Genomic DNA, 17,518 nt, shown 5'->3' with positions numbered 1-17,518 from the left:
CAAATACAAAAAAGAGCGGCTTCTTGCCGCTCTTTAAGTATATAACTGTTCTCTAAAGTTGTTAGTTATCAACTTTTAGCTTTTGGAAGTACTCGTCATAAAGCACACTTGCTTCACCCACTTCATCTTGCCATGTACCGCTATCCATCACTTCTTGAGGAGGGAAGATGCTTGGATCATTCGCAAACTCTTCAGGTAGTAGCTTATGAGCTGTTGCAACTGGAGTTGGGTAACCAATCTCTAGTGCAATCTTAGCTGCGTTTTCTGGGCGAAGTAGGAAGTCGATCATCTTATGTGCTGCTTCGACGTTTTTCGCTTCTGCTGGAATCGCTAGACTGTCCATCCAGAAGATAGCGCCTTTTTCTGGCCATACGATGTCGATCGATGCACCTTCTTGGCGAGCCATGTAAGCTGAACCATTCCAAAGCATACCTAGTGACACTTCACCTGCTAGATATGGGTTCGCTGGGAAGTCAGAGTTAAACACTAATACGTTAGGCATCAGTTTTTTCAGCTCTTCGTAAGCGGCTTTGATTTCGTCTGGGTTAGTCGTATTTGGCGAGTAACCTAGTTTAGTCAGTGCAATATGGAAAACTTCACGTGAATCATCCATCAGCATGAGTTGACCTTCCCACTTGCTATCCCAGAAATCATCCCACTTAGTCACTGATGATTTATCGAGCATGTCAGAGTTGATACCAATGCCTGTCGCACCCCAAATGTAAGGGATAGAGTAGTTGTTGTTTGGATCAAAAGGTTTGTTTAAGAAGTTGGTATCCAAGTCAGCAAAGTGCGTAAGTTTCGTCTTATCGATTTGCTGCAACATACCTTCTTTACGCATCTTAGAGACAAAGTAAGTAGACGGTACTACTAGATCGTAACCAGAACCTTGAGTCTTAAGCTTGGCGTACATGCTTTCGTTAGACTCGTAAGTTGAGTAGATAACTTTAATTCCAGTTTCTTTTGTAAAGTCTTCAAGAACTTCATTTGGAATGTATTCAGACCAGTTGTAGAAATAAAGCTCTTGATCAGCGGCCATTGCCGGCGCAGCGAATAGCGTCGCAGCACATAGTGCGCTTGCGTAGAATTTACTTTTCATTGGTTTTCCGTTTTATCTGTGTTTATCAGCACACAGTCACTCCGAACTGAGTACTCTGAAAAAACATGATTATTAAACTTGCTTGTCGTAGCGACAAACCTAGCAACGGGTAAGTATATCAGCCAAAACAAAAATAGGTAGCTACTGCTACCTATTTTTACATTCCGTCAATAACCTAGTGGAAGGTTACTGTCCTGCTTTGAGTTTCAAGAAATACTCTTCGTACTTAACGGTTAAATCACCGACTGAGTCTTGCCATTCAACGCGATCCAAATCTTCTTGAGAAGGGAATAGCGGCGCAACATCCTTAAACTTCGCGTTTGACTCTGCAACCGCGGTTAGATAACCGGTGTCACGAGAGATTTGCTCAGCGATTTCAGGGCGGAGTAAGAAATCGATCATCTTGTGTGCCGCTTCTACGTTCGTTGCGCCTGAAGATATAGCAAAGTTATCTACCCAACCAATGCCGCCTTCTTTCGGGAACACTAATTTAAGGTTCATGCCTTCGTTTTGCGCTGCTGCCGCTGAGCCGTTCCACAGCATACCAACGCCAACTTCACCAGACATGTATGGTGCACCTGGGTTGTCAGAGTTAAACACCAATACGTTTGGCATTAGCTTTTGCAGTTCTGTGTACGCTTCATCAATCTGCTTAGGATCGGTTGAGTTACCTGAGTAACCCAGTTTACGTAGTGCAATATGAAACACTTCGCGCGTGTCGTCCATCAACATTAGTTGACCTTCAAGCTCTGGGTTCCATAAGTCAGCCCAGCTTGTAAAGTCATTAGGATCGTACATATCGGCATTGACCGCTAGACCTGTAATCGCAACAACATGTGGGATAGAGTAGTCGTTATTTGGATCGAACGGCTTATCTAGGTAGTTTTTATCTAGGTTGTCGAAGTTAGACAACTTAGATTTGTCGATTTTTTGCAGCATACCTTCATCGCGCATTTTCGCTACGAAGTAGGTTGAAGGCACAACTAAGTCGTAACCTTTGTTATGCGTTTTTAGCTTCGCGTATAAGGTCTCGTTAGACTCATAAGTTGAGTAGATAACCTTAATACCCGTTTCTTTGGTGAACTGTTCAAGGATATTACTGTTGATGTAAGGTCCCCAGTTCATAAAGACGAGTTCTTTGTTTTCGTCCGCTGCCACTGAACCAGAGAACAGGGAAAGCGCACATGCACTACCAGCTAAGAAAGTAGCCCATTTTTTCATTTACGTTAGCTCCAAACCAAACGTTGCCTTTCGCGCTAAGGATGTCGCGCTAATCGGCACTAGATAGAAAAACAGAATGACTTTCTGCCATTCTGTTTCGTGATTACATGCAGATTTCTATTTCACTTTTTCTCTGGCAAGTAGCTGAGACGCTATTACCAAAACCAAAGAGACAATCAACATAACCGTTGCAAGAGCATTCACCTCCGGCGAAATACCCACTTTAACCATTGAGTAAATCTTCAATGGTAAAATTTCATAAGTTGGCCCAGTCACGAACGAACTAATAATCACGTCGTCCAGAGACAGGGTAAAGCTCAATAGCCAGCCCGCAGCGACTGCAGGTTTAGCGAGCGGTAGAATAATCTGTTTTAGAATAACCCACTCGCTTGCACCTAAGTCTTTCGCTGCTTCTAGCATCTTCACGTCAAAGCCATTCAAGCGGCTGTATACCGTCACTACGACAAACGGCAAACAGAAGGTGATATGCGCGATTAATAGCGTAAAGAAGCCCAGTTGAGCACCAAGTACTAAGAACAACGCTAGCAATGAAATCGCCATCACAATGTCCGGTGACATCATAACCACGAACAACATGCCGTTAACTGCACCTTTTCCTTTAAATGAATAACGGAAGAGGGCAACCGCGGTTAAGCTACCAATAATGGTTGCAGCAGTAGCAGATAACACCGCGACATTAAGTGAATGCCAAGCAGCCTGCATTAAACTGTCGTTGTTAACTAAGGTTTCGTACCACTTAGTGGTAAAGCCACCCCATTTCATTCCAAATTTATTGGCATTAAATGAGTTAACGATCAACACAACGATTGGTAGATACAAAAACGCATATACCAAGGTCATAAAGCTAAATCTAACTGTACGTCCCATTAGTCTAGCTCCACTTTCTTATTCAATAACTTACCCGCGCGATAGTAGGCGTATAGCATAATCGCCATCGCGATGGTCAGAGCAATACTGGTCGCCGCGCCAAACGGCCAATCTCGGGCATTCAGCACTTGGCTCTTAATCACATTACCAATCAGCAAGTTCTTCGCCCCGCCAAGTAGATCAGAGATATAGAACATGCCAAGGGCAGGGAGTAGCACTAGCAAACAGCCACCAATAATACCTGGCATCGTAAGCGGTAGAATCACCTTAGTGAATGTCTGAAACTTGTTCGCTCCTAAGTCCTTTGCTGCTTCTAAATAGGTGTGATCTAACTTCTCTATCGCAGAGTAAAGCGGCAAAATCATAAATGGCAGTAGAATGTAAACCAAACCAATCATTACCGCCGTCTCTGTGTACATTAAGCGCACTGGCTTATCGATGATTTCCATCGCCATCAGAGATTTATTCAGAATGCCTTGAGTACCTAGCACAATCTTCAAACCGTAAGTGCGGATCAGTGAGTTAGTCCAAAATGGCACAATCACCAAAAACAACATTACCGGACGCCACTTCTCTGGCATTTTCGCCACGATATAGGCAAATGGGTAGCCAATCACTAAACATAGCAAGGTCGCAATAATCGCCATGTAGAATGAATGCCAAAGCACTTTGGCGTAGAGAGGATCCATCAAGCGGATATAGTTATCCAACGTGAAAGTCATCTCGATTAAGTTTGCTTCATCACGAGTTAGGAAACTGGTACCAATGATCATTAGATTGGGTACCAATACAAAAAGCGTTAGCCAACCTACGATTAACGTGATGATCGCGTTCTGAAGACTAAACTTCTTGGCTTTCATTGAGTACGACCTCCCAACTTTCAACCCAAGTGATCGCCACTTTTTGACCTAGAGAGTGGTCCACATCAGGATCGTCTTCGTTGAAGAATTCGCTCACCATAACTCGCATACCAGATTCAAGCTCAATCACCGAATCTAAGGTCATACCTTTATAGGTGCGCTCAGTAACGTGACCGACAATGCCTTTCTGCTCAGACTCTTTAATCTCTTCGATACGTAAGTCTTCTGGGCGAAGTAGTACTTGCAGTTTGTCACCGCTAGCGGCTGGTTTATCGTAGTAAACCACCGACTCAACACCTTCAATCTCAGCACGAATACGTTTCTCATCGATACGTTCAATCATGGTGGCGTTGAACACGTTGATTTCACCAATAAAACGCGCAACAAATAGGTTTTTCGGCTCTTCGTAAATCTCACGCGGAGAGCCGTCTTGCTCAACCACGCCGTCACGCATAACAATGATGCGGTCTGACATCGAAAGGGCTTCTTCCTGATCGTGAGTAACAAAAATAAAGGTAATACCTAGCTGACGCTGCAGTTGCTTCAGTTCGATCTGCATCTGTTTACGCAGTTTGTAATCTAGTGCAGATAAAGATTCATCAAGCAGCAACACTTTTGGTTTGTTGACAACGGCACGTGCAATAGCAATACGTTGCTGTTGACCACCAGATAATTGGTGAGGTTTACGCTGTGCCATTTTTTCAAGACGAACCATACGTAATGCTTCCATTACGCGAGGTTCAATATCGTCAGATGGCACTTTTTGCATGCGCAAGCCAAAAGCCACGTTTTCAAAAACCGTCATATGAGGGAAGAGTGCATAACTCTGGAATACAGTGTTTACATGCCTTTGCTCAGCAGGAACTTGAGTTACGTTTTGGTCAGCAAGAATAATTTCGCCTTTATCTGCGGTTTCAAAACCGGCAATCATCCTCAACACGGTTGTTTTACCACAACCAGAAGGACCCAAAATCGTTAGAAACTCACCATGATTAACATCAAGGTTAAGATTTGCGATGATCTCCTTACCATCGAAACTTTTGCTAATTCCAGTCAGTTTAACTACTGGTTTTCCTGCATCTTGTTTAGCGTTCAACGTCTGTTTTTCTCCCACCTTGGTCACTGATTTGAAATGACCCGTCGTTACACAAATTCGAGGCGCGCATCATAATCACCAAAATTGTGAATTCAAAGCATTTTCTTATTCTGAAACAGAAAAATTTTTGCAGGTAAAAGTAAACATTCCTTACCATACTCTCTGTATGCTAAATAAACCGCGCATTCAGAGGAGAATTTCCTTTATTTCTGAGTCAGATATCTATACTGATACGATGCGTTTAGTGGTTAATTATCAACCAAACAGTCGATAAAGCAAGCAGCAAGGCGAGATCCGATTTTAGACTGAGTTTGGTTGACGTATAATGAAGCCAATTTTTATCAACAAGTTAGCTTGGTTATTGTCAAATCAGGCACTGGATTCAAGAATGAATAATGACATTGAAAAAGACTTCAACTTAGGTGGCAGCGTAGAGCGTGCACTTTCGGGCGACTACGAACTTAAAGCCGGCGAGGTCTTTAAGGAGGCTTGGCAACACACAGTAAAGCACTTCCTTTCTTTTTCTCCAGCGATAGTGGTGCTGATCGTACTGCAATTGGCTATTTTCTACATCGCGCTTAAATTGCAGTTAGGTAACCCGGGGATCATTATTGATGCCGTTACCAATCCAGACGCCTTTGATCCAAGCATCTTCAACGCGATCATGGTGGCAAACTTTAGCTACGAAGTGATTAGCGCCCCGATTTATGCAGGGATTTCTTTAATGGCAATGAGCCATGCCGCCGGTCTAATGACCAAGCCTCGTCATATTGGTAAGGGCCTGCAGTACACAGTGCCAGTCATTCTAGCCACCTTGTTTAGCTTGCTGTTACAAGGTATAGCAGGGATGATTTTCCCGTTGCTATCTCTCTACCTATCTCTGGCATTTACCAACTCCATTCTTCTGATTTGTGAAAAGCAGGTACCACCGATGCAATCTCTGCTTTTATCGCTTCGCGCAGTCAACAAGAAGATCTTCGTTCTAGCTGGAATATATTCTGTTGTCTCAGTCATGTTTGTTGTTGGTATGATGTTCTACGGCTTAGGGCTGATTTTCGTCCTGCCTTTCTTCTTCCACGTGAAGGGAATCGTATACCGCAATATGTTTGGCATTAAGCTAAAAATTATTGCTTCTGATAGACCAAAAGATGAAGACGACAATGACAACGATTCACAAGTGTTCAATGCGTAAAAGTGAATTCATTGCTATTGCTGCAGCTGGCGTTATCGCCGGCTGTAGTTTTTATGGCTATGAGCAAAACCAAGCCGAAGAGCGTGAGCGCCGTAAACAAGCGCAAGTCGCTGAGCAACAAGCACCAGAGTTTATCGGCAAGTCTATCGGAGCCGCCCCAGACTTTTCTGCTATTAAAGATGTTAAGCAGAAGAAACAAGCGTTTTTTGATTATCTAAGACCGGGCATCGCGTTAGAAAATCAGCGAATTGTTTCTGAACGCCAACGCTTGGATTCCATCAGAGATAATTTCCAATCAGGCTCTGTCACTGCCTCTGATACAAGCTATGCTAAGCGCTTAGGCAAACTGTATAAGGTTGAACTGCGTGCTGAGGGTGTCTCTCAAGAGTGGCTAAATAACATGCTCCATCGCGTGGATGTGATTCCTGAAGCCTTGGTACTTGCTCAAGGTGCAAATGAATCCGCTTGGGGGACATCTCGTTTTGCAACGCAGGCCAACAATTACTTTGGCCAGTGGTGTTACAGCTCCGGGTGTGGCCTAGTGCCCCTGCAACGCGGAGAAGGTATGACTCACGAAGTCGCGAAGTTTAGCTCTGTACAGCAGTCTATTCATGGCTACTTCATGAATGTAAATCGAAACAATGCCTACAAAGCGCTACGTGAAATTCGTTACCAACGCCATCTCAATGACCAAAGCTTGACCGATACGGATGCGGCAATGGCATTAACTAATGGATTGCTTAAATACTCTGAACGAGGTGAGGCATACGTCAACGATTTACAAAGTATGATCAGGCACAATCAGCAGTTCTGGGAATTACCCTTAGCCAATCAATAGAAAGCTAAATCAATAAGAAAGAAAGTAATGAAAAAAGTATCGTTAGCTATTTTAGCCGCAGCCCTATCTAGCGCGGCAGTTTTGCCTGTTCAAGCTCAAGAATACATGTTTACTTACTCCAAACTGTTTTCGCATATGAAGCAGAATGCCAAAGAAGGACATGATGACGTAAAAGTGGGATTCTTTTTCCTTAACGCGGACACCAAACAACTGTGTGATATTGAAAAAGCATGGATGGAAAAAGAAGAGCATTACGAAGAGCTGACCATCTCTCCATATAATGAGGTGATTGTCCCGCTCGACAACAACCTAAAATCTGCCAATCCGCTTGTCTTTGTTCATACCCCAATGGATATGCGTTGCGACTTCTCAATGGTTGTGATGACCAAAGAACCGTTCTCAGGAGAGATAAGCTACGATCAAGTGAAATCGCTTCTGCCTCAAATGCAGGCGATCTTAGAGCAGCTTGGTGGGATGTTTGCGAGTTGGTTTACACCGGATGTCGAAGGCGTCACGCTAGAGTTCCCGAACAAACTGAACTCGCAAATTCAGTTCTCTAACGGTACAACGAAAAAAATTGTCGATGGCAAGGTTCAAGTCGCGCTCGATGAAATAGGCGAGGGTGGCACAATGACCCTTCCTCAGGAAACTTCACGAGTACTTCCGTATCTGCCAAAAGCATAAAAGCTAAAAGGGTCGCAACTTGCGACCCTTTGTTCATCTATACCATAGCTTGACTAAACTTCTCAGTTGCTACGCGTTGTTGACTACGTCTGATCACGACGAAGAGTCGTATTAGCATAGCCAAAGCAGCAGTTGAAAGCCCAGTGACGATCCCAATCCAAAAGCCTTTCTCACCCATCGCTGGAACTAGGTAATCGGTTAAACCTAATACCATGCCCAGTGGTAGTGCCAATCCCCAGTAGGCTAAAATCGCAAGTATCATCGGGACTTTGGTGTCTTTATACCCGCGAAGAGCACCGTTAGCCGAGGTTTGCAGTGCATCGCTAAACTGATACATTGCCGTAAACACCAGTAAAGTTGCAGCGGTCGCAGAAACAATAGGATCCGTTGTGTATAAGCGGATGATCCAATCAGGAAATAGAAGGAAGAATGCGACGGACATTAATGACAGCAATGCTGCGGTCACGACGCCGACATAACTTCGCATCGCAGCAATTTGATCTTTTTGTTCACCAAGGGCATGTCCCACACGTATCGTGATGCCAAATGAAAGGCTCATTGGAATCATATATGTCATGCTCGAAATGTTAAGTGCTATCTGGGCTGCCGCCACGTTATCGGCACCGATTCGCCCAATAAGTAGGGCGATCACCGCAAAAATACTGCCGCATACCGCAATATTAAGTCCGATGGGAAAACCTAGCTTAAACAGGTGACTGATCTCACTCCAAACTGGCTTTAACTGCCCAAAATGCAGAATACGCTTATAGTGGTGATGATGTTTTATATAGCCATACAGTAACGCAGACATCAGCCAATAAACAAGGCTTGTCGCACATCCACAGCCAACAGCACCAAGAGCAGGCAAACCAAATTTGCCATAAATGAGTATGTAGTTGACTGGAATGTTTACAAGCAGCCCTAGAACAGAAATAAGCATAGGCGCACGTGTATTGTTCATCCCTTCACAAAAACCGTTCAAGGTATAAAACAGCGCGATACCTGGAACACCAAATGCCAAAGCGACAACATAATCACTGGCAATAGGAATAATCTCTTGTGCCACGCCAAGGGCAATAAGTATGTTTTCGCCAAGCACCAGGTAAACCATCAAACAGCCGCTCACAAGGGCTGATAGCCACAGCATTTGAATGAAAGCGATCCGAACTTTATCGAGCTGTTGAGCTCCGCGATGGAAGGCAACAACTGGGGTAAGCGCCATAATGATACCTCGCAGAAGTAGCGAGACAGGTAACCATAAACTTGTCCCAAGCGCGATCGCTGCAAGATCAGCAGCACTGACTTGGCCAGCCATTGTGGTGTCAACAAAGCCCATTGCTTGAGTGGCAAGCTGCATAAAAATAATAGGGATCGAGAGATGCAACAGCGCACCCGATTCCTTAAAAAGGCCAGAAACAGAAAAAGATGTGTTTTGCATGAAAGTAGATAAACACCAATATCAATGCACCAATGGAGGCAGGATGGCGACGTGCATTGTAGGGTGTGCCTGTTAGACATTCGGAAATATACGGGCTTTTGTGTTGTGATTCAACTCAAAAAACGCAGCAAGATAAACGTTTGCGCTTGAACAACTTGTATCACAATGAATCGCTTAATTTTTCTGGTACCAAATTGCGCTAAGCCAGTCGAAGCCAATAATTCATCTTTGAGAATCAATGAAGCATTTAATCCTAGTGAAAAAGCTCGTATAATCCACGCCCCAAATAAAACCACTTAGGAAGTGCTACTGTCGACTTGTTCGGCAATGTGAGAGCCCGCAATGAATCAAAAAGATACACGTAAAGAAACCTTAGAATTCAACAAACTTCAAAAGCGTCTGAGAAGAAATGTTGGAAATGCTATTACAGAATACAACATGATCGAAGAAGGCGATGTTGTAATGGCATGTATCAGTGGCGGTAAAGATTCATTTGCGATGCTTGATATTCTGCTCAACCTACAGAAAGCAGCACCGATCAAGTTTGAAGTCGTCGCGGTTAACTTAGACCAAAAGCAACCAGGATTCCCAGAGCACATCTTGCCAGACTACTTCGAAACGCTGAACATTCCTTACTACATCGTAGATAAAGATACTTACTCAGTGGTAAAAGAAAAGGTTCCTGAGGGCAAAACAACTTGTGGTCTTTGCTCTCGCCTGCGTCGCGGTACTTTGTACTCATTTGCAGAAAAAATCGGCGCAACCAAGCTTGCACTTGGTCACCACATGGATGACATCGTAGAAACCATGTTCCTTAACATGTTCCACGGTTCACGTTTAAAAGCGATGCCACCTAAGCTGCGTTCAGATGATGGTCGAAATGTGGTAATTCGTCCTTTGACTTACTGTCGTGAAAAAGATCTGATCAAATACGCGGAACACAAAGATTTCCCTATTATTCCATGTAACCTTTGTGGCTCTCAGGAGAACCTGCAGCGTCAATCGATCAAAGCAATGCTAATTGATTGGGATAAGAAGACGCCAGGCCGAGTAGAGGCAATCTTTAAATCAATTCAGAATGTCAGCCCAAGCCAGCTTGCAGATAAAGAGCTGTTTGATTTCGTCAATCTTCCATTAGACCGAGAAGGCAGTCGTGAAGAATACGAGTTTAGTGAAGCGACTGTCTCGTCAACCAACATCGACGAATCTATGTTTATCGACGTTACAAACATCTAAAACGGCATTTCAACACATTAAAAAGGGAAGATAGTCAGCTATCTTCCCTTTTCTTTATCTTACTGGTTTAAATCGCGGTCTTGGGATCAAGAGGGCTTATGTAGCCTTGCGGTTTCAACGCCATCACATCGCAATTGATCTTATCAATCACATGTTCTGCGGTATTACCAATAAACACAGCTGACAACCCTGTACGACCTGTAGTACCGATAATCACCATTGCTGCGTTTAGCTTTTCGGCAGCATCTGGAATCACATCTTCTGGTAGGCCTTGCTCGACCACGGTTTGGTCCTCATCATAACCATGTTTCTGGCGTAGCGCCTTCATGGCTGTAAGGTGATGACCACGAACCGCATCTGTGTAAGTAGCAGGATCAAACTCAGGAAGCTCAATCGTAATGTTCGCAGGAGTCACAGGGTAGGCGTTAACTAGATAAGGCTTAGCGCCTAAACGTTCGGTTAAACTGTTTAGTTGCTCAACCATGGCATCATTCAAGCCTAAGTGGGTTTCGTTTTCTGATCCGACATGCACAGAGGCAAGAACACTCGCATCCGCTGGCCATTCTGTGTTCTTAATCAATAATACAGGACAAGGGCATTTACGGAGCAAGTGCCAATCGGTTGGAGTAAAGATGACAGACTCAAGTACGTCATGCTTACGCGTTCCTTTAATCACGATGTCATGCTCACCTGCAAACACTTCTGCGATAATCGCTTCATAAGGGCGGTTGTGCCATACAACACGAACATCAAACTCAATCTCATCATTGATGTACTCTTTGGCGATCTTGCGCATCCACTGTTCACGCTGTTGAATCACGCCACGGCGCATCGCATCGCGCTCATCAATCGACAGCATAGACGTCATATCGTAAGAGAAGTCATAGATAGAGAGGAAGAAAGTTACTCGACTAGGCGATCGGCTTTTTGCGGCTAACTGCATCGCTCGCGCAAGCGCTGGCTGTTCGTCTTTGTTAATGTCAGCAACGACTAAAATCTTATTGTAAATACTCATAGTGACTCCTTAGAGACGAGGAGGGGCATATGATTAATGTAGCTTAGATAAGAGGAGAGTTTTAGAAATAATTTGCGGAATTTGAGAGAAGTATGATGTAGCTCTATTTCGAAGTGAATTGCGAGCTACATCATTGAAAATTATTACGATTCTGTTGAGACGCCTGCCAGTTCCATCAGCGCATCGTGGTCAAGAATAGTAATGTATTTACCCTTAACACTTAAGATCTCTGATTTCTGGAATCGACCAAGTAGACGAGAGATCGTTTCTACCGTTAAACCAAGGTAGTTACCGATATCACCACGAGTCATGGTAAGACGGAATTCGCGCGGGCTAAAGCCACGCTGTGAAAAACGAGTAGAAAGGTTGTATAGGAAAGCAGCCAAGCGCTCTTCTGCATTCTTCTTAGAAAGCAGCAAGATCATTTCTTGGTCACCTTTGATTTCGTTGCTCATCAAACGCATGATCTGCTGACGAAGCTTAGGCATTTTGCCTGATAGGTCGTCTAGAATTTCGTATGGAATTTCACATACCATCGATGTTTCCAGCGCTTGAGCGAAGCTAGGGTGAAGGTCGCCAGTAATTGCGTCAAAACCTACCAAGTCACCCGCTAAGTGGAAAGCAGTAATCTGCTCATCACCTTGCTCAGTGATTGTGTAGCTCTTGATTGTTCCTGAACGAATCGCGTAAAGAGACTTTAGTTCATCTCCGGCCTTGAACAATTCCTGTCCTTTCTGGATTGGCTTCTTACGCTCGATGATTTGATCAAGCTGATCGAGTTCAGATTCATTTAGCGTAAACGGAATACAAAGCTGGCTGATACTACAATCTTGGCAGTGGATCGCACAACCACCTGATTGAATACGCTTTGTTGCAGGCTTTTCAGAAATCATAACAACCTTTCACTATTTGATATACATCAATATTTTAGCATCCATTAGCCCTAAAGGATAGCGGAAAAAAATGCATAAAAACAGTTAACTATAAACTAATTGATAAGAGACTAAGTGCGCCATATGCCGTGTACAACCCATAAATTAAGATAGTAAATGCGACGATATGACGAAATATGACGGAATTTTGCAGCTTATGGAGCGACGTAGCCGCATGGCCAACAAGCAGCATTGCTGGTAATGTACCTGCGCCAAATGCCAGCATCACTAAAGCACCGTTGATTGCGCTTCCAGACACTGCAGACCAAGTTAAAGTAGAGTAGACTAGACCACATGGAATCCAGCCCCAAATAAAGCCAAATGGGAGCGCATGTAGCGGAGATTTTAGCGGCAGCAGAGATTTTCCCGCAGGCGAGACCTTGCGCCAAATCACTTGTCCAAGCTTCTCTATATAAAGCAGACCATGCCACCATCGACCGATATAGCATGCGAGAAGGATCATAAACAATGCTGCGGCTAGGCGTAACCAAACCAATACGTTGTTGAGCTGGCTCACTTCTGAAATCGAAGAAACCGCACCGCCGATCACTGCGCCAATGAGCGCGTAGCTAATAAGACGGCCACCGTTATAGAACAAAGGGACGAATTTTGATGGTTGAGATTGGCCTATAGTCAGCATGGACGCAATACCGCCACACATGCCCATACAATGCCCAGCCCCAACAAGACCAATAAAGAAGGCCCCAATCCAATCAGGGCTCATTTAGGTGGGTTCTCTTTATGATCATCCTCATCAAACAAGATGTTGTGACCTTGACGCTCTAGATCTTCAAACTGTTCGCTTTTTACAGCCCAAAGGAATACTGCCACCGCAAGACAAACCAGTACGATAGCGATAGGGATGAGGATATAAAGGCTTTCCATCTATTTACCTTTTTCTTTGAGCAAACGCAGAGAGTTAGATACTACAATAATTGAGCTCGCAGACATACCGACAACCGCAAAATATGGAGCAACAAATCCTGCTACTGCTAAAGGCAATATCAATAGATTGTAGCCAAGTGACCAAGCAAGGTTTTCTCGAATGATCTTGCGCGTTTGTAGCGCTAATTCGCGCGCTTCTAAAATACGGTCAAGCCTGTCGCCTAACAGCACCATATCAGCCGATGCTTTCGCCACATCAGCTCCACCACCCATAGCGACAGAAAGGTGCGCGCCGGCCAACGTTGGCGCATCATTGATGCCATCACCAATCATCATAGTAATGTCATTGGAGTCTACCTGCTGCAAGTAAGATAACTTATCTTGAGGTTTTGCTCCTGCTACGACATCTTCAATACCGATTTGGTTTGCGACGAGATCAGCGTTCTCTTTCGTGTCACCAGTTAGCAGGGTCACCTTTACACCCGATTTCTGGAATTTTTCGATAAACTCTTTGGTTTCAACACGAATAGGGTCACGATAGCCAAAGCTCGCGACATGTTGTCCATCAATAGAAAGAAAGACTGTATTCGCTTTAGAACCTTGTCCTTCACCCAACACAAACTGGGCACTACCGATCTTAACTTGTTTGTTTTGATAGATACCTGTGATGCCTGAACCAATAACATTCTCAACGTCAGATACCGTCACGTTAACATCAGCATAAGGTTTGAATGCACGAGCAATAGGGTGGTTGGCATGAGATTCAAGTGAAGCGGCAACCGCTAGCAATTCATCTTTTGAAAAGTCAGAGTTAACCTCAACTTCATTGATTTCGATGTCACCGTGAGTCAGCGTACCGGTTTTATCAACAATCAGGTGGTTTACCTTACACAAGGTTTCAAACACATGGCTTTTACGCAGTAGAATACCTAAGTTACCCATACGTGACGTCGCACAAGTTAATGCGGTTGGCGTCGCCAAAGATAACGCACAAGGACATGTTGCAACTAACACTGACAACATAATCCAGAACGCATCATCAGGTCTGCTAGAGTGCCAGAAGAACCAAGTGCCTGCTGCGATAATCAGAATGACTGCGACGAAATAGCGAGCAACAATATCGGCTATTTCAGCAATTTTTGGTTTTGATAACTGAGCTTCGTCTTGCAAGCGCACAATGTTAGAGATCATTGAGTCTGCTTTTGAAGAGGTGACTTCAAGCTCAAACGACTCTTCACCATTTAGCGTGCCAGCGAAGACATGATCGTCAACTTGCTTTACAACCGGTAGAGATTCACCTGTCAGCATCGATTCATCAATATGAACGCGGCCAGCAATGATCTTACCATCCGCCGGGATATGCTCGCCCGGTAAAACGCGAATTTGGTCACCGACTTTTAGCGTTTTAACAGGGACTTGGTCACCGTTAAGTTTATTGGCAATAGCAGGGATCAGTTTTAACAGGTTGCCGCTTGCCGCTGCGGCTTTACGACGTGCGCGCATCTCTAGGAATCGACCCACCAACAAGAAGAAGGCGAACATTGAGATCGACTCAAAGAACACTTCACCTTGCTCGGTCACCGTTGCGACCAAACTCGCACAGTAGGCAAAGATCATCGCAATAGAAACAGGAACATCCATGCCGAGAGTGCGACTGCGCAGACTACGCCACGCATTGATATAAAATGGCAGAGCAGAGTAGAGCATCACTGGTGTCGCAAAGATTAAGCTGACCCAGCGGAAGTAGTTTTTGAACTCGGGTTCTAAGTCACCAAATACCTCTAGATACAGCGCAACAGCCAGCATCATCACCTGCATTGTCGCAAGACCAGCAATACCTAAACGATACAGGTATTGCTTCATCTGTTGGTGATAGGCGGCTTCTTGCTTATCCGCTTCAAAAGGTGCGGCTTTATAACCAAGTTGGTGAATCAGAGAGAGTATTTCACTCAGTCTTGCTTGAGACTTGTCCCACGCCAATAAAGCACGGTTGGTGGTCGTATTCACTCGAATCGACAGAACACCACTTTTGGAAGAGACTTGCTTTTCGATCAACCATGCACAGGCTGCACAAGAGACGCCATCAAGTGACAACGTCACCTCTGAGCTGTCTTTGCTATTGCGGACGAACTCAGACTGTACGTCGTCATTGTCATAATGAATCAGTGCTTGAAGCTGCTCTGGGACAAGGTCTGCTTTTTCTGCAGGAGCAGTGCGATATTGATAGTAAGAGACCAAGCCGCTGTCGACGATAGTCTGAGCTACCGTCTCACAACCTGGGCAACACATCTCGCGCATGTCGCCCAAAATTTCGACTTTGAAATCCGTGTTGGCTGGTACATCTTCACCACAGTGATAACAGGATTTACACATAGACGCTTCTTAGTTAGATAGTTGTACTGCTGCCGACGTAGGGAACTCGATGCGGCCTTGGATTAACCATTTCTCATCATGGGGTGTTAACTCAACAAACCATGGCCCTTGAAGCGCATCATCAAGGGTAAATCGATATACACCGCGCGCATCTGAAGTTACCAGTTTAGTGAAATCGTGGTCAGGAAGGGTACGGTGGGCAAACATAGCAGTGATTGCTGGGTAGTGTTCTAATTGACCTTTATCAAATTCAATCACCACTGAGCTCCCTTCAGAGTGGACTGAAGCTTTGAGTCCAAGCTCTTTGGTCACATTGACTCTTGAAATATCGACGTTGATCCCTTTTCCTTTTTTATAGTAATCCTCGGTAACCAAATGAACAGAGTGGTTTGTAAGTATCGCCACTCGAACCAAAGTTAGTATAGATACTCCAACCGTAAGGGAGAGTATAAACCAGGGCCAAAACTGCTTATACCAAGGCTTTTCCATAAAAAAGTTCTCAATTGAAAAATTAAAAAAATTAGGGCTTTAACTGTAAAGAAAAGACAGCCCCTTTACCATCTATAGAGAGTAAGGGGCTGTAATAGAAATGTAACTTATTGTTCCGAGTTGCTTAAGCTCCACACATAAGCTGAAACTAGCTGAACTTTATCTTCGCCTAGAATGTCTTTCCAAGCTGGCATTACGCCCGAACGACCGTTCATTACTGTTTCTGTTACTTCTGCGCGAGAACCACCAAACAACCAGTCTTGGTCAGTTAGATCAGGTGCACCAACTGCTGGGTTACCTTTACCATCTGTACCGTGACACGCTGCACACACTACGAAACGAGCTTTACCAGCTTCTGCTTCGCGAGCGTTAACAGAACGTCCAGACAGGCTTAGCGTGTAGCTCACAACTTCTTTCACGCCTTGCTCGCCTAACGCGTCTTTCCAACCTGGCATTTGACCGATACGACCTTGCATTACAGTCGTAACAATCGCTTGTGGTTCACCGCCGTATAGCCATGCATCATCAGTTAGGTTAGGGAAACCTTTCTGACCACGAGCATCAGAGCCGTGACACTGAGAACAGTTTTGTAGGAACAAACGCTGACCAACTTTCACTGCTTCGCTATCCGCTGCAATTTCAGGGATAGGGCGCAGCTCAGTTGAGCCATCTACGTAAGCTAGTTTCTTAAATGCTTCACCGAAATAAGTATCTGCATCATCTAGCTCTTTAGCGTACTGTACCAACTGCTTGTTCTCTTGCGCTTTTGCAATCGACGCTTTTGACTCTTCAAGAGAGCGTACTGTTTGGTCAGAACTCTGCCAACCTAGAACGCCTTTGAAGTTACCTAGACCTGGGTACAGAGTTAGGTAAATAGCTGCGAATACAAACGTACCAACAAACAGATAAGTCCACCACTTAGGCAGTGGGTTGTTTAGTTCACGAATACCATCGTATTCGTGGCCCATATCTGCACCTTCTTCAACACCCATTTTATCTTTAAGGCACCAAAAAAGGAGCGCAGCACAGCCGACCAGTGTACCGACTGTGATGATGATTATCCAAAGACTCCAAAATGTCGTCATTGCTTAGTCACTCCTTGTTCTTTTTCAGGCGCTTTCTGCTCATCAGCAAAAACAAGGTTTGCAGCTTCATCAAAGCGTGCTTTACGGCTCTTACCGTAAGCCCACCAAACCACACCTAGAAAGCTAACGAACAGAACTATGGTCCAAATACTGTGAATAGTACCGATATCCATAATGTCACCCCCTT

At 44.5% G+C, this 17,518-nt stretch carries 18 protein-coding genes; 4 read left to right on the top strand and 14 right to left on the bottom strand.

Annotated elements, in window-relative coordinates:
- Window positions 1–61 precede the first annotated feature (61 nt).
- From LYZ37_RS07370 to potA, 5 genes are all read right to left on the bottom strand, one after another.
- A complete protein-coding gene (locus tag LYZ37_RS07370; RefSeq protein ID WP_004745944.1) occupies window positions 62–1,099 on the bottom strand; it encodes an extracellular solute-binding protein in 1,038 nt (345 codons plus the stop codon).
- Between the two features lie 186 nt (window positions 1,100–1,285).
- Window positions 1,286–2,320 carry an extracellular solute-binding protein gene (locus tag LYZ37_RS07365; RefSeq protein ID WP_272787094.1) on the bottom strand — a complete coding sequence of 345 codons (1,035 nt, stop codon included), beginning with the start codon at window positions 2,318–2,320 and terminating at the stop codon, window positions 1,286–1,288.
- Window positions 2,321–2,437: 117 nt separating this feature from the next.
- On the bottom strand, window positions 2,438–3,208 hold the full coding sequence (potC, locus tag LYZ37_RS07360; protein ID WP_272787093.1) for a spermidine/putrescine ABC transporter permease PotC: 771 nt from the start codon (window positions 3,206–3,208) through the stop codon (window positions 2,438–2,440).
- Window positions 3,208–4,068, bottom strand: a complete 861-nt coding sequence (gene potB / locus LYZ37_RS07355; protein ID WP_272787092.1) for a spermidine/putrescine ABC transporter permease PotB — start codon at window positions 4,066–4,068, stop codon at window positions 3,208–3,210. Before potB ends, potC begins: the two co-directional genes overlap by 1 nt.
- On the bottom strand, window positions 4,049–5,182 hold the full coding sequence (potA, locus tag LYZ37_RS07350; protein ID WP_004745939.1) for a spermidine/putrescine ABC transporter ATP-binding protein PotA: 1,134 nt from the start codon (window positions 5,180–5,182) through the stop codon (window positions 4,049–4,051). The genes potB and potA overlap by 20 nt, the downstream gene beginning before the upstream one ends.
- Window positions 5,183–5,552: 370 nt before the next feature.
- On the opposite strand from potA, the gene LYZ37_RS07345 reads away from it, so the two are divergent.
- From LYZ37_RS07345 to LYZ37_RS07335, 3 genes are read left to right on the top strand one after another with little or no spacing between them, the layout of a single operon-like run.
- The gene (locus LYZ37_RS07345) at window positions 5,553–6,356 is read left to right on the top strand and encodes a hypothetical protein (protein ID WP_004745937.1); all 804 of its coding nucleotides are present in this window, start codon (window positions 5,553–5,555) and stop codon (window positions 6,354–6,356) included.
- On the top strand, window positions 6,349–7,194 hold the full coding sequence (locus tag LYZ37_RS07340) for a glucosaminidase domain-containing protein (protein WP_272787150.1): 846 nt from the start codon (window positions 6,349–6,351) through the stop codon (window positions 7,192–7,194). The genes LYZ37_RS07345 and LYZ37_RS07340 overlap by 8 nt, the downstream gene beginning before the upstream one ends.
- A gap of 27 nt (window positions 7,195–7,221) precedes the next feature.
- Window positions 7,222–7,878: a DUF2987 domain-containing protein gene (locus LYZ37_RS07335; RefSeq protein WP_272787091.1), complete on the top strand. Its 657-nt coding sequence runs from the start codon at window positions 7,222–7,224 to the stop codon at window positions 7,876–7,878.
- Between the two features lie 37 nt (window positions 7,879–7,915).
- On the opposite strand, the gene LYZ37_RS07330 is transcribed toward LYZ37_RS07335, so the two are convergent.
- Window positions 7,916–9,316, bottom strand: coding sequence for an MATE family efflux transporter (locus LYZ37_RS07330; protein ID WP_272787090.1), 1,401 nt, complete (start codon window positions 9,314–9,316; stop codon window positions 7,916–7,918).
- A gap of 342 nt (window positions 9,317–9,658) precedes the next feature.
- Here LYZ37_RS07330 and ttcA point away from each other — a divergent pair, with 342 nt between their 5' ends.
- Window positions 9,659–10,552: a tRNA 2-thiocytidine(32) synthetase TtcA gene (ttcA, locus tag LYZ37_RS07325; protein ID WP_069666319.1), complete on the top strand. Its 894-nt coding sequence runs from the start codon at window positions 9,659–9,661 to the stop codon at window positions 10,550–10,552.
- A gap of 67 nt (window positions 10,553–10,619) precedes the next feature.
- Here the strand turns inward: ttcA and uspE are convergent, their stop codons facing one another.
- From uspE to LYZ37_RS07285, 8 genes are all read right to left on the bottom strand, one after another.
- Window positions 10,620–11,567: a universal stress protein UspE gene (gene uspE, locus LYZ37_RS07320; protein WP_272787089.1), complete on the bottom strand. Its 948-nt coding sequence runs from the start codon at window positions 11,565–11,567 to the stop codon at window positions 10,620–10,622.
- A gap of 143 nt (window positions 11,568–11,710) precedes the next feature.
- Window positions 11,711–12,460 (bottom strand): FNR family transcription factor, encoded by a 750-nt coding sequence (locus tag LYZ37_RS07315; RefSeq protein WP_004414051.1) that lies wholly within the window; start codon window positions 12,458–12,460, stop codon window positions 11,711–11,713.
- A gap of 88 nt (window positions 12,461–12,548) precedes the next feature.
- Window positions 12,549–13,223, bottom strand: coding sequence for a sulfite exporter TauE/SafE family protein (locus LYZ37_RS07310; protein ID WP_272787088.1), 675 nt, complete (start codon window positions 13,221–13,223; stop codon window positions 12,549–12,551).
- Complete coding sequence (gene ccoS / locus LYZ37_RS07305) at window positions 13,220–13,384, bottom strand: cbb3-type cytochrome oxidase assembly protein CcoS (RefSeq protein WP_004745922.1); 165 nt, start codon at window positions 13,382–13,384, stop codon at window positions 13,220–13,222. Before ccoS ends, LYZ37_RS07310 begins: the two co-directional genes overlap by 4 nt.
- The gene (locus LYZ37_RS07300) at window positions 13,385–15,757 is read right to left on the bottom strand and encodes a heavy metal translocating P-type ATPase (protein WP_272787087.1); all 2,373 of its coding nucleotides are present in this window, start codon (window positions 15,755–15,757) and stop codon (window positions 13,385–13,387) included. It lies immediately after the preceding gene.
- 9 nt (window positions 15,758–15,766) lie between these two features.
- A complete protein-coding gene (locus tag LYZ37_RS07295; protein ID WP_272787086.1) occupies window positions 15,767–16,246 on the bottom strand; it encodes a FixH family protein in 480 nt (159 codons plus the stop codon).
- Between the two features lie 107 nt (window positions 16,247–16,353).
- Window positions 16,354–17,331, bottom strand: coding sequence for a cytochrome-c oxidase, cbb3-type subunit III (gene ccoP, locus LYZ37_RS07290; RefSeq protein ID WP_272787085.1), 978 nt, complete (start codon window positions 17,329–17,331; stop codon window positions 16,354–16,356).
- The gene (locus LYZ37_RS07285; RefSeq protein ID WP_004745916.1) at window positions 17,328–17,504 is read right to left on the bottom strand and encodes a cbb3-type cytochrome oxidase subunit 3; all 177 of its coding nucleotides are present in this window, start codon (window positions 17,502–17,504) and stop codon (window positions 17,328–17,330) included. The genes ccoP and LYZ37_RS07285 overlap by 4 nt, the downstream gene beginning before the upstream one ends.
- Window positions 17,505–17,518 lie beyond the last annotated feature (14 nt).

Origin of the sequence: Vibrio tubiashii (assembly GCF_028551255.1) — a bacterium.
GTDB classification, from domain to species: Bacteria; Pseudomonadota; Gammaproteobacteria; order Enterobacterales; family Vibrionaceae; genus Vibrio; species Vibrio tubiashii_B.
Note: the sequence above shows the minus strand (reverse complement) of the source record. Positions and strands in the feature narration are given on the sequence as shown.